Source organism: Providencia sp. 2023EL-00965 (assembly GCF_033550225.1).
Lineage (GTDB): Bacteria > Pseudomonadota > Gammaproteobacteria > Enterobacterales > Enterobacteriaceae > Providencia > Providencia manganoxydans.
In genome coordinates this window covers 37,293-50,654 of sequence record NZ_JAWUEH010000005.1, presented here as the reverse complement: position 1 = coordinate 50,654, position 13,362 = coordinate 37,293, and the positions used below count along the sequence as shown (strand labels likewise).

At 42.0% G+C, this 13,362-nt stretch carries 11 protein-coding genes; 3 read left to right on the top strand and 8 right to left on the bottom strand.

From position 1 onward, the window contains the following. Position 1: 1 nt before the first annotated feature. Both SC428_RS08415 and phnR read right to left on the bottom strand, forming a co-directional pair. Positions 2–1,015: a 2-aminoethylphosphonate ABC transporter substrate-binding protein gene (locus SC428_RS08415; RefSeq protein ID WP_283125969.1), complete on the bottom strand. Its 1,014-nt coding sequence runs from the start codon at positions 1,013–1,015 to the stop codon at positions 2–4. A gap of 120 nt (positions 1,016–1,135) precedes the next feature. Then, positions 1,136–1,855: a phosphonate utilization transcriptional regulator PhnR gene (phnR, locus tag SC428_RS08410; protein ID WP_318707032.1), complete on the bottom strand. Its 720-nt coding sequence runs from the start codon at positions 1,853–1,855 to the stop codon at positions 1,136–1,138. Positions 1,856–1,995: 140 nt separating this feature from the next. Between phnR and phnW the strand changes: the two genes are divergently transcribed. After that, positions 1,996–3,105 (top strand): 2-aminoethylphosphonate--pyruvate transaminase, encoded by a 1,110-nt coding sequence (gene phnW, locus SC428_RS08405; RefSeq protein ID WP_318707029.1) that lies wholly within the window; start codon positions 1,996–1,998, stop codon positions 3,103–3,105. Between the two features lie 2 nt (positions 3,106–3,107). Beyond that, positions 3,108–3,917, top strand: a complete 810-nt coding sequence (gene phnX / locus SC428_RS08400) for a phosphonoacetaldehyde hydrolase (RefSeq protein WP_318707027.1) — start codon at positions 3,108–3,110, stop codon at positions 3,915–3,917. Positions 3,918–4,165: 248 nt separating this feature from the next. On the opposite strand, the gene SC428_RS08395 is transcribed toward phnX, so the two are convergent. Both SC428_RS08395 and argF read right to left on the bottom strand, forming a co-directional pair. Further along, the gene (locus SC428_RS08395) at positions 4,166–4,633 is read right to left on the bottom strand and encodes a hypothetical protein (protein WP_070925542.1); all 468 of its coding nucleotides are present in this window, start codon (positions 4,631–4,633) and stop codon (positions 4,166–4,168) included. Between the two features lie 756 nt (positions 4,634–5,389). Further along, complete coding sequence (gene argF / locus SC428_RS08390) at positions 5,390–6,415, bottom strand: ornithine carbamoyltransferase (protein WP_070927656.1); 1,026 nt, start codon at positions 6,413–6,415, stop codon at positions 5,390–5,392. 163 nt (positions 6,416–6,578) lie between these two features. Between argF and rraB the strand changes: the two genes are divergently transcribed. Further along, positions 6,579–6,992 (top strand): ribonuclease E inhibitor RraB, encoded by a 414-nt coding sequence (gene rraB / locus SC428_RS08385; RefSeq protein ID WP_318707023.1) that lies wholly within the window; start codon positions 6,579–6,581, stop codon positions 6,990–6,992. Positions 6,993–7,044: 52 nt separating this feature from the next. Here the strand turns inward: rraB and SC428_RS08380 are convergent, their stop codons facing one another. From SC428_RS08380 to pepA, 4 genes are all read right to left on the bottom strand, one after another. After that, positions 7,045–7,542, bottom strand: a complete 498-nt coding sequence (locus tag SC428_RS08380) for a GNAT family N-acetyltransferase (RefSeq protein ID WP_318707021.1) — start codon at positions 7,540–7,542, stop codon at positions 7,045–7,047. Between the two features lie 173 nt (positions 7,543–7,715). After that, positions 7,716–10,610, bottom strand: a complete 2,895-nt coding sequence (locus tag SC428_RS08375; RefSeq protein WP_318707019.1) for a valine--tRNA ligase — start codon at positions 10,608–10,610, stop codon at positions 7,716–7,718. Between the two features lie 14 nt (positions 10,611–10,624). Then, positions 10,625–11,074, bottom strand: coding sequence for a DNA polymerase III subunit chi (locus tag SC428_RS08370; RefSeq protein ID WP_070927660.1), 450 nt, complete (start codon positions 11,072–11,074; stop codon positions 10,625–10,627). Between the two features lie 413 nt (positions 11,075–11,487). Beyond that, positions 11,488–12,999, bottom strand: coding sequence for a leucyl aminopeptidase (gene pepA, locus SC428_RS08365; RefSeq protein WP_070927662.1), 1,512 nt, complete (start codon positions 12,997–12,999; stop codon positions 11,488–11,490). Positions 13,000–13,362 lie beyond the last annotated feature (363 nt).

The window sequence follows — 13,362 nt, the reverse complement described above, 5'->3', positions numbered from 1 at the left end:
ATTACTCACTTTCAGTGGCTTTGTGCCAACGTGCAATATCGTCCGAAAGTGCAACGGCAACTTCATCCCAATTAGGTTGCCAACTTTTCACGCCTTCCATGGTTTTGATTGCGGTACGATATTTTTCATCAGTTGGGGTAATATCGGTGCGTACTGGGATCCCCCATGAAAGCTCACTGACTCGGCTTTGTGATTGTTGACTTAATAAAAAATTAATGAGTTTTTTACCGTTTTCGGTTTCAGGACCACCTTCAACTAAACCAACCACATAAGGCAGGATCAAAGTAGAACGTTGCCCCTGCTTATCTTCAGGCCAAAAGATTTTGACATTCGGATTACGCTCCATTTGCGATAGGTTCATTTGTAAATCGCCATTAGCAACGTATAGCTCTCCCTTGTTAACCAGTGCAGTCAACTTACCTGTTGATGCGGAAGGGCCAACATTGTTCGCTTGCAACTTACCTAAATAATCTAGCCCCGCTTGTTTGCTGCCAAAGTTATGAAACACCTGTAGCATGACAGCGGTTCCATCTCCAGCTTGACCTGGGGTCGAGTACTGAAGTTTATTTTTAAAGCGGCTATCGAGTAATGAATCCCAATTTTTAGGAGGAGCTTTTAACAATTTATCGTTATAGATGAATGTCAGATAATTATTGACGATAGGAGTGTAATATTTGGTTGAATTGGGGATCGTTGTTGCGGCATCAGGAGTAAATTCAGCGAGTAGCTTGCTAGTGGCTGCGCGTTGAATAAAAGGCGGTATAGTGACCAACACATCAGCTTGCGGGTTTGTACGTTCTTTGGCGAGACGCTCGACAATAGCCCCCGATCCACTTTCTACATATTGTACTTTGATACCAGTTTGTTGGGTAAATTCATTAAATTGGTTTTGATACCAGCTGTTGTTGCCATCGTGCAGGCCATCGGCGGAATAAACTGTGACAACGGGTGCCGTTAGCGCGGGCGCGGAACATAGTGTAGCCATTAATAAGCAAGAAAGGCGAGAAAGTTTCATGGTGATCTCCTGTTAGCGAAAATTTTCTGGTATATACCAGTTGGCTTTACGCTAACGAGAGATTATGACAGAAAGATGAAAATCTATTTTTTTTCGAAAAATCTATTTTTATGAACCGTGCTACAAGGTATCAACCTCAATACGCAGGCTATCATGACGCCAATATTCCACATCATAATCCAGTATGCGCCCATATTGGTCATAGTTTAAGCGTTGTAATAAGAGCGCGGGACGGCCGACTGTGACGCCTAATGCATTAGCGGCCGGCTCAGGCATCGCGGTTGGGTAAAATGATAGGTGCATACTGGTGTAAATTAGGTTGTAGTGCGTTTCATACACTTCAGTGAGGCTGCCATTCAGATCATGACTGAGTAATTCGGGGACGCGAGCAGGTAAACAATGGTTTTCGCAATAACAAATAGCGCGATCATCTGCAAAACGTAATCGAGTGAGTAAATAGATTTTTTCAAAAGGCTCTAGCAGCAATGGCTTGGCAACTTGGTTTGGTACGGTGACAACACGACCATTCAATAATTCTGTTTTAGGCTGACGACCTTGCTCAAGGCACAATTTATGGAAGTTAGTGTTTTGGGTTGGGTTGAGCCATAAGCGTTCAGGTGTGACAAACCAGCCGCGCCGCTCGGAACGGTAAATCAAACCACTGGACTCTAGCTGCATCAAACTTTCACGAATGGTGATACGAGTGGTGTGGTATATCGAGCACAACTCACGCTCTGAAGGCAGTTTGTCACCACTCTTTAAGCTGCCATTTTCGATTTTTGCTTGCAATTGCGCGGTGATCAACCGGTATTGCGGGAGCTCTTCAGTCGTCGATTTCATAAATTTTCACCACGTTAGTTATCCAGCACATTATACAGAGTTATATGAATTTTTTGTTGCAGAGTGACTTTTCCTTTGACCTTTTAAGTTAACTATACGCATTATAATGCCTATCTGGTATAGACCAATAGGTGAATTGAATGTCTGATCGTAATTATTTGTTATTAACCCCCGGTCCTTTGACCACATCAAAAACGGTAAAACAAGCCATGCTGTTTGATAGTTGTACATGGGATGATGACTATAACCTTGGTGTAGTACAGCAAGTTCGTCAGAAATTAGTCTCTTTAGCGACCGCAGCGGCTGGATACACGTCAGTTTTAATTCAAGGTAGCGGTAGTTTTGCTGTTGAGGCGCTATTAGGGAGTGCGATTAGTTCGCAGCACAAGCTACTGATCATTAGCAATGGCGCATATGGTAGACGTATGGCCGAAATGGCTCAGCGTATGGGGTTATCCCATCATTTATATGATTGTGGTGAAGTGGCGCTACCCGATCTTCATCATATCGAGCAGTTATTACAGCGAGATCAAAATATTACGCATATTGCGATGGTGCATTGCGAAACAACGACAGGGATCTTGAATCCTATCGCCTCAGTGGGGGAATTGGCTAAACGCTATAATAAGCGTTATCTAGTCGATGCAATGAGTAGTTTTGGTGGTATTCCAATGGATATCGCTCAACTTAATATTGATTTTATGATCAGTTCTGCCAATAAATGCATTCAAGGTGTGCCAGGCTTTGCTTTTGTTATTGCTAGGGTGAATGAATTGGAGCAATGCGAAAATCGCTCTCGTTCATTGTCTTTGGATCTGTATGCTCAGTGGCAATGTATGGAGCAATATCATGGTAAATGGCGTTTTACTTCCCCGACACATACTGTATTGGCATTTGCACAAGCTTTACAAGAGTTGGAACATGAAGGGGGAATAACTGCTCGCCATCATCGTTATTCACAAAATCAAATCAGATTGGTTGCTGGTATGCGAGAGCTAGGCTTTGAAACTTTACTTGATGAGGCAATGCAATCGCCAATTATTACTGCATTTTATTCACCTAAAAACCCACATTACCGCTTTAAATCATTTTATGAGCGGCTAAAAGCCCAAGGATTTGTTATCTATCCGGGGAAAGTTTCACAAAGTGATTGTTTCCGTATCGGTAATATTGGTGAAGTTTATCAACAAGATATTGCTGCTCTATTGTTGGCGATCGAGAAGGCTATGTATTGGAAAAATGAGGAATAATGATGAGTCGTATTAATGCAGTGATCCTTGATTGGGCGGGTACAACGGTAGATTTCGGCTCTTTTGCACCAACCCAAATTTTTATTGAAGCATTTCATCGTGTGTTTGATATTGATATTACCCTTGCAGAAGCACGTATACCTATGGGGCTGGGTAAATGGCAACATATTGAAGCGTTAGGCAAGCTAGCGGCAATTGATGAGCGCTGGCAGCAGAAATTTGGACGTTCAATGTCTCATGATGACATTGATGCTATTTATGAAGCCTTTATGCCATTGCAAATCGCCAAAGTCATTGATTTTGCAGCTCCTATCGACGGTGTTATTGATACCATCAAAACACTCCGCTCTTCAGGGATCAAAATTGGTTCATGCTCTGGTTACCCACGGGCCGTGATGGAAAAATTAGTACCCGCAGCAGAGCAGTTAGGCTACAAGCCTGATTATTGGATTGCTAGTGATGAGCTTGCGGCTGGTGGCCGCCCAGGGCCTTGGATGGCGTTAAAAAACGTGATTGAATTGGGCGTTGATGCTGTTTTCCATTGTGTGAAAGTCGACGATGCGGTACCGGGAATTGAAGAAGGCCGTAACGCAGGTATGTGGAGCGTTGGGCTAGCATTATCAGGTAATGAGTTCGGCAAAACATGGGATGAATATCAGAACATGTCCGCTGATGCAGTGGATCGGCTACGGCAACATGCAGCCGATAAATTATTTACTGCGGATGCCCATTACGTCGTGGATACCTTAGCGGATTTACCTGATGTTATTGAACAAATCAATAAGCGGTTAGCGAAGGGCGAAAGACCTTAGTTTTTATTATTGCTTTGTTAATTATTTTTATCAGTATGATTGGCTTACTTTGATTTGATCTTCAAATTGGATTAAGTAGGCCAAATAGGCTGTTATTTCAAGGTAAATTCATATTATAAGTTGTGTATAACAAGCACTAATTGCCTCTGACTTTGCATATTTTTTAGGTGGCTCAAAGTGTGTAAGCCACGTCTAACATCAATGAAAGAGAGAGCACCGTGGTGACAACGTACAGTTAGTAGCTATCATTAATGAATGGTTCCTGTGCGATTAAAAAAATCGAGAAGGTACTGCTCAAGCTCATTTTTTTGAAAAAAACGTTTATAAAAGAAGCTACGGAAACGAAAAACACAGCGCTTTAGTCTTGTTATTCGCCATTGTTGCTGCTTGGCTTCCCACAATAATTGTAGTTGTGTGCGAAATTTTGGCGTAGTGATATCAAAAATAAATAAAGCAATTTTAATTTTTTCTGATTTTTTATCCCATTGAGGTGAAAAACGTAAAACTAGCGTATGTTCATTAGGATAATGAAGATGAAGAAGGCGATCAGGGCCGCTGACATGGTTAGTCAATGTTTCTACTGTTTTAGATGTCGTTAACCATTGTGAAACTTCTTGATATAGCTGCGTCAAATGATTTTGCCGTCTCTGGCGATAGTATTCCTGCTGAGATTGACGTTGTTGTTGAGATTGCAAAGCGTGTTTTATTTTATCCATATCGTTAGGCTCATTCTTGCAATATAACTGGTGTTATTTCATATAAATAAATGATGAAGTTATAGGGTTATCATCTATAAAATAATATAAGGTGTAATTTATTTTAAATAAAAACGCAAAGAAAGCGTGTTTAATCAATGATGATAGTAGCAATAATTCTAGCTTTATTTAAATGAAGCCTCAATAACAATTTTGTTGTTTAGTGCATCATAATTATTCTAATTGTTTGATTAATGTGGTTAGACGTTAAATAAATTAAATTAATTATAAAATACTATTGATATTAAATAAATAATATTACAGTTCTAGCGTTTGGCTTTTATTGATGATGATTATCTAAATAGGGTTACCATAATAACTTTGTAACTAACTGATATATTTATTATTTTTATTTTTTTTGGGATGAACTGGTGTGATTGTGTTAGCTAAGTGATGAAGTAGAGTCATGTCAATTATATTCTATGTTAGATGGAATGTGAAAATATCGTTCTATTCCTTATTCTCATTTTTTATGAGAGTTTTAACTTTAAAAAATTTGTTGTTGTAACCTTGAAAAGGCATATTGTAGTTATATAAAGTTATCATTAATTATTATTTATAGCCATTAAAGTTGTTTTATATTTAAAATATCTATCTGTTTTTAGAGTGAATATTATCTACATGCTTAATGAAGTAGTTATTGATTAATGATATCTTTAATTATTAATTATGTTTGCAAACATCACTCTAATTGTGATGTTTGCAAATATGGCAGGATCAAATGACATCTTTTGGCAGCTCAGGCGCTAATGTTGCGACCATAACTGCTTTGATTGTGTGTAATCGGTTTTCTGCTTCATCAAATACAATGCTGTACGGAGACTCAAAAACCTCTTCAGTAACCTCTAATCCACCCCACATATCAAACTCCTCAGCAAGTTGTGCGCCTAGTGTCGTATCTTCATTATGGAATGCAGGTAAGCAATGTAGGAATTTTACATCAGGGTTGCCAGTTAGTTTAATCACGTCCATATTGACTTGATAAGGTTTGAGCAACTTGATCCGCTCAGCCCAAACCGCTTTTGGCTCTCCCATTGAAACCCACACATCGGTGTAAAGAAAATCAGCATCTTTTACCCCTTCAGCGACATCTTCGGTTAAGGTTATTTTACCGCCTGTTTTGCGTGCTGCTTGTTGGCAAATTTCAACTAACTCTTGCTCTGGCCAGCAACTTTTTGGTGCGACTAAGCGAATATCCATCCCTGTTAACGCGGCTGCTTCTAACATGGAATTCCCCATGTTATTACGTGCATCACCCAGATAGGCAAATTTAACTTCAGACAATGGCTTGTTTGGTTGGTGTTCTTGAATTGTCAGCAGATCGGCCAATAACTGTGTGGGATGGAATTCATTAGTTAATCCATTCCATACAGGCACTCCCGAATGAGCTGCCAGCATTTCAACATTAGATTGGCTGAATCCCCGATACTGAATACCATCATACATTCGGCCGAGAACACGAGCGGTATCTTTCATGGTTTCTTTATGACCGATTTGGCTACCTGATGGGCCAAGATAGGTAACACGAGCACCTTGATCAAATGCGCCTACTTCAAAAGCACAGCGGGTACGGGTGGAATCTTTTTCAAAAATTAACGCGATATTTTTGCCTGCTAGCAGAGGTTGTTCGAGACCTGCTTTTTTCTGTGCTTTCAGCCATGCTGATAGTTTTAATAGTGAATGAATTTCACTGGGAGTAAAATCAAGTAACCTCAGAAAGTGCTTTTTATAGAAGGGGTTCATAGAATATAGCCTTTTTTTATTGAATTAATATTCAATTTATATTCATAAAAATTCAAAATCAACCCCTTATAGAAAAGAAATTATTCATATAGGTATGGTTTCACTGGCTACCCTATGGGAGAATGAGTTTGAGACTAGTAATAATGATAAAAGGGGTGTGGACATGGTGGATAAAGCTGAACAAGAAGCTCAATACGAAGAAACTCGTTTAATTATTGAAGAGTTACTAGAAGACGGTAGTGATCCAGATGCATTATATGCAATTGAACACCATTTCTCTGCTGATAATTTTGAACTACTCGAAAAAGCCGCAGTAGAAGCCTTTAAATTAGGTTATGAAGTCACTGATGCTGAAGAACTCGAAGTTGAAAATGGCGTAACACTGATGTGTTGCGATGTGATCAGCGAAAGTGCATTAAATGCAGAATTGATCGATGCGCAAGTTGATCAGCTAATGAAACTGGCAGAAAAAATTGGTATTAATTACGATGGGTGGGGAACTTATTTTGAGGATCCTGACGCAGAGTATGATGACGAAGACGGTGATGATGAAGACGAAGGCGAACGCATTCACTAATCAGAGCTGATAACCAGAGGGTAGCTATGTGCTATCCTCTGCGAATTGATAGCTATAGTGCTTTTAACATCCGAATTTCACAGTCACTGTGGCCTGTATTGCCCAATGGTTCATCAATAAACTCAAAGCCTAGCTTCTCATACAATTTAATAGCCGCTTGTAATTCTGCGGTTGTTTCTAGATAGCAGCGGCTATAGCCTTGTGATTTGGCAAATTCTAATGACATCAGTACTATTTGTTTAGCGACGCCTTTACCTCTGAGTGCTGAGGATAGGTACATTTTTTGCAGTTCCGCGGTTTCATTATCACCACCAGCCACTTGCGAGACCCCGCCTCCACCAACAATTTGCCCATCCATTTCAACTACCCAATAAGCGCTACGTGGCTTACTGTAGACTTCATAGAGGGTGTCTAAAATAGGATCAGCGACGGCAAAACCTTTATCCGCGGTTAACCCATGTTCTGCGGAAACTTCGCGGATCACCGCGGCAATTCCTGCATTATCTTTTTGTTCGATTAAACGAATGGTGTGGTTTGTGTTTGTTGTCATGACAGACTCTCATTATTTTTATTTTTACAACTCAGTGCGAGAGAACCAGAAGGGAACTTCAATCTGAGAACTGCGAATGCAGTAAATTAATGATAATCGAATTTTAATCACTTTAAAAGAAAGCCCTTATTGATGGAGTCAATAAGGGCTTGTCATTATTTCAAAGCAATCAATTACAGTGATGCGATAGTGACTTTCTGAGCTTCTAGTTTACCTTTAGCTTCGATGTTAGCAGCTAAACGTTCACGCTCTTTCTCAACAACCGCAGCAGGCGCACGGCTTACAAAGCCTTCATTAGCTAGCTTGCTTTCAATGCCTTCGATCTCTTTACTCACTTTATCTAGCTCTTTATCTAAACGAGCCAGTTCAGCATCTTTATCAATCAGGCCTGCCATTGGGATCAGTAGCTCAGTGCCACTAACCAATTTAGTGACGGAGACCGGTGCTTCTTCACCTTCAGTAAGTACACGAATACTTGCTAAACGCGCCATTGATTTGATGAAGTTTTCGTTTTCTGCAACGCGGCGTTTTGCATCTTCAGAAGCGCCACGCAGCATGACATCAAGTGGTTTACCTGGAGAAATATTCATTTCAGCGCGAATATTACGAACTGCAATGATAGCTTCTTTGATCCACTCTAAGTCACTTGACGCCAGCTCATCAACTTTCGCCGCGTCAAACTCAGGGAATGGCTGCAACATGATAGTATCTGCATCAATCCCTTTCACCACTTTCACTCGTTGCCAGATGGTTTCGGTGATAAATGGAATGATAGGGTGCGCTAAACGCAGTAAGCCTTCAAGAACTTCAATCAAGGTAAAGCGAGCTGCACGAACTTGTGCTTCATTACCTTTATGAACGGCTGGTTTGGAGAGTTCCAAGTACCAGTCACAGAATTCGTTCCATGTGAAGTCATACAAGATACCCGCAGCAATATCATAGCGATAAGTATCAAGTGCTTCACGGTAGGCTTTGATGGTTTGGTTAAATTGCGCCATGATCCAACGGTCAGCCAAAGAGAAGCTCATTTCACCACCATTTTGACCGCAGTCTTGGTTCTCTGTGTTCATCAACACAAAGCGACTTGCGTTCCATAACTTATTACAGAAGTTACGGTAGCCAGACAGACGTTTCATATCCCAATTGATATCACGACCAGTTGAGGCCAATGCAGCCAAGGTGAAACGCAATGCATCGGTACCATGTGCTTCAATACCATCTGGGTACTCTTTACGGGTACGTTTGGCAATTTTTTCAGCCAATTGCGGCTGCATCATGTTACCAGTGCGTTTTTCTAATAAGTCTTCCAGTGAAATACCGTCGATCATATCCAATGGGTCGATAACGTTCCCTTTGGATTTCGACATTTTCTGGCCTTCTTCATCACGGATCAGACCTGTCATATATACCGTCTTAAACGGCACTTGTGGAACACCATTTTCATCTTTGATGAAATGCATGGTTAGCATGATCATGCGGGCGATCCAGAAGAAAATAATATCGAAGCCACTGACCAATACATCGGTTGGGTGGAATGTTTTTAGTGCTTCGGTATTTTCAGGCCAACCTAATGTTGAGAAAGTCCATAAACCAGAAGAGAACCAAGTATCTAATACGTCATCATCTTGACGTAGTGCAATATCAGCACCAAGGTTATTTTCGCGGCGTACCTCTTCTTCATCGCGGCCTACGTACACATTACCTTTGTCGTCATACCATGCAGGGATACGATGACCCCACCACAATTGGCGAGAAATACACCAGTCTTGAATATCACGCATCCAAGAGTAGTACATATTTTCATATTGACGAGGGACAAATTGAATGCGACCGTCTTCAACCGCTTTGATGGCATTTTCAGCCAGAGGCTTAGTACGAACATACCATTGGTCAGTCAGCATTGGCTCAATAACTACGCCGCCACGGTCACCGTAAGGTACGGTCAAATCGTGAGGCTTCACTTCGACCAACAAACCTAATTGTTCGAAATCAGCCACGAGTGCTTTACGTGCTGCAAAACGTTCCATACCACGGTAGGCTTCAGGAATTTCGCTGCTGCAAACGGTTGATGGATTACCGTGGGTATCAAAAACTTCCGCTTCTTGGCGAACATTACCATCCAGATCCAACATATTGACCATTGGTAACTGGTGACGTTTACCTACTTCATAGTCGTTAAAGTCATGAGCTGGGGTGATTTTCACACAACCAGTCCCTTTTTCCATATCGGCGTGTTCATCACCAACAATTGGAATGCGGCGGTTGACGATCGGCAGAATGATTTCTTTGCCAATTAAGTCTTTGTAACGTGGATCTTCAGGGTTAACTGCGACACCCGTGTCGCCAAGCATGGTTTCAGGGCGCGTTGTGGCGACAACGAGGTAGTCCTTACCCTCTGCTGTTTTCACGCCATCTGCTAATGGATAACGCAGATGCCACATCGAACCTTTAACTTCACGGTTTTCAACTTCCAGATCAGAAATTGCGGTATGCAGTTTTGGATCCCAGTTAACAAGGCGTTTGCCACGATAAATAAGATTATCTTTATATAGGCGCACGAACGCTTCTTTAACTGCTTTGGATAGGCCTTCATCCATGGTGAAACGTTCACGATCCCAATCAACGGAGTCACCTAAACGGCGCATTTGTTGAGAAATATTGCCACCAGACTCTGCTTTCCACTGCCAGATCTTATCGATGAATGCTTCACGTCCGTAATCGTAACGGGTTTTGTTCTCTTCAGCGGCAATTTTACGCTCTACAACCATTTGAGTCGCGATACCTGCATGGTCAGTCCCCGTTTGCCATAAGGTATTTTTACCTTGCATACGTTGGTAACGGATCATGGTATCCATGATGGTTTGTTGGAAGGCGTGACCCATGTGCAGGCTACCTGTGACGTTTGGTGGTGGGATCACGACACAGAAGCTGTCTTTGCTAGTATCACCATTTGGTCTGAAATAACCGCTTTTTTCCCAATGAGCGTAGCGTGACTGCTCAATCTCAGCAGGATTATAAGTTTTATCGAGCGAAGGCTCGGTAATTGCATTCTCTGGTTTTTTGTCCATCTTTAATATCGTATTCAGTTAGTTGGCGGCGTCGCCATAGTCAAATTGAAGCCGACGCTGCGGTAAATTTTATACCGTTCACGCGCCAACTGTTTTAAAGTTTCATCGATAGGCACAAAGTCTATCACTTCATGGAATGCGGTGGCAAAATCTGCGAATTGGTTTTGCAGATTAATTAATACATCGCGTTGTGCATTGCCTCGTTTCCCCGGCCAGCAAATCTCAATTGGCGCACCATAACGAGGGCCTTCACCCGCAAGGTTATGAGGAACGAACTGATGGGGATCTCTTTGCCAAAGTGCCTCATCGAGTTTTTCTGCTTGCTCAGCGGTTTCACACGCAAGCAATATACGCTTACCATTACGCCACATCTGCGCTGCAAGTTCGCAAGCCAACCATTCATGAGCTTCAAGTTCAGGCTGTTCAGAGGGGGTTGTTAATTGGTAAAATGTGGCGTTTTTCATTGGATCCCCGTCATACTTCGCGCCGTAGCGTTGTTGACTGTGTTCATACACTACTCATCACATACTTGTATATGCACCTAGCGACTCATTCACTTGTCGCCTAGTTACAACACGAATTATTTAGGGGATGTATTCCGTCATACTTCGCGCCGTAGCGTTGTTAACTACGTTCATTCACACTAGTCATCACATACTTATGTATGCGCCTAGCGACTCAATATCCTTTCGTAAATGTTGTATTTACAGAAATCTTTCTGAATTATAACTGGTTTTGCTGCTGGTTCAAAATTGGTTGGTGGTTATATCGATTATGTTGAGCTTAATTGACGGCCCCTGAAAAAATAACATCCCGAATCACGGATAGCCATGATTCGGGAGCTCGCTTATTTTTCAGGAACAATAATCAACTTAGATTAATCGTCACCATTCAAACCGACGCGGTTCAGTAAAAATTGTGACAGCAAGGAGACTGGGCGACCCGTCGCTCCTTTTGCTTTACCTGAACGCCATGCTGTACCTGCGATGTCCAAGTGTGCCCAATTATACTTAGTTGCGAAGCGCGATAGGAAACAGCCTGCGGTGATTGCACCAGCAGGACGCCCGCCTGTATTCGCTAAATCTGCAAAATTAGGTGTAATTTGATCAAAATATTCGTCAGCTAATGGTAAGCGCCATGCTCGGTCACCAGATTGCTCCGACGCATTCAATAGTTCGTGAGCTAGCGGGTTGTGATTAGACATCAAACCAGTATAGTGGCTACCTAATGCGATGACACAAGCCCCTGTTAGCGTTGCAATATCAATAACTAATTCTGGATCAAAGCGTTCAACATAAGTTAGCGCATCACACAATACTAAGCGGCCTTCTGCATCTGTATTTAATACTTCAACCGTTTGGCCTGACATCGTGGTAAGGATATCACCCGGACGATAAGCACGACCACCGGGCATGTTTTCACAGCCGGCTAGAACACCAACCACGTTAATCGGTAGCTGTAGTTCGGTAATAAAGCGCATTACACCATAAACGGTTGCAGCACCACACATGTCATATTTCATCTCATCCATGCCATCGGCTGGCTTGATAGAAATACCACCTGAGTCAAATGTCAGCCCTTTACCGAGTAATACAATAGGTTTTGCTTCAGGATCAGCGCTACCTTTGTACTCCATAATAGACATCAGAGACTCATTTTGAGAGCCTTGCCCAACAGCAAGGTAGGCATTCATGCCTAACTCTTTCATTTGCTCTTCGCCGATAACGCGAGTTGTTAACCTATTATCTGAAATATCAGCCAGTTGGCGCGCTTGAGACGCTAAGTAAGCTGCATTACAGATATTGGGTGGCATATTACCGAGATCTTTCGCTGCCTTCACACCCGATGCAATCGCTAGACCATGCGCAATTGCGCGTTCACCACTTGGCAATTCACGGCGTGTTGGTACATTGAAGACCAATTTACGCAGTGGACGGCGGTGCTCGGTTTTATTACTTTTTAGTTGATCAAAGACGTAGAGAGACTCTTTTGCTGTTTCAACAGCTTGGCGTACTTTCCAATAGTTATTACGGCCTTTGACATGTAGTTCAGTCAAGAAGCAAACTGCTTCCATAGAACCTGTTTCATTCAGTGTACTAATTGTTTTCTGAATGATTTGCTTAAACTGACGTTCATCCAGCTCACGCTCTTTACCACAGCCAATGAGTAGAATACGTTCAGACAGGACATTTGGTACATGATGGAGTAGTAGGGACTGGCCTACTTTACCTTCAAGTTCCCCGCGGCGCAGCAGGGCGCTGATATATCCGTCGCTTATTTTGTCCAGCTGTTCAGCTATAGGGGACAGACGGCGTGGTTCAAAGACTCCGACAACGATACATGCGCTGCGTTGTTTTTCCGGGCTACCACTTTTTACACTAAACTCCATGCGTTCTCCTGAATCTTAAAGACAAAGGCCCATGCTCCCGCTAAAATTATTAGCGTACCGCATTAATCTACCTCATAGAGTATGAACTCTTTATGTTAAACTGAGCGGATATCTGGTTTTTCAACAATATTAAGCATCTTCTGATTGGGTAATCAGTATATACTCAAAATAATACCAGTTGCAGGTAGGCGACAAGTGAAGATAGACGAAGAGCATAGATAAACGCTATGACTCGGCTAGCTAAGCGTAGTCACCATACCTTAACAAACAGCCCTGCAACTTGAAGTATGAAGAGTATAGAGAATGCTTTTATATCATTCTAGCCATACAATGAGCCAGAGTATATGTTAACAAATGGTAGAT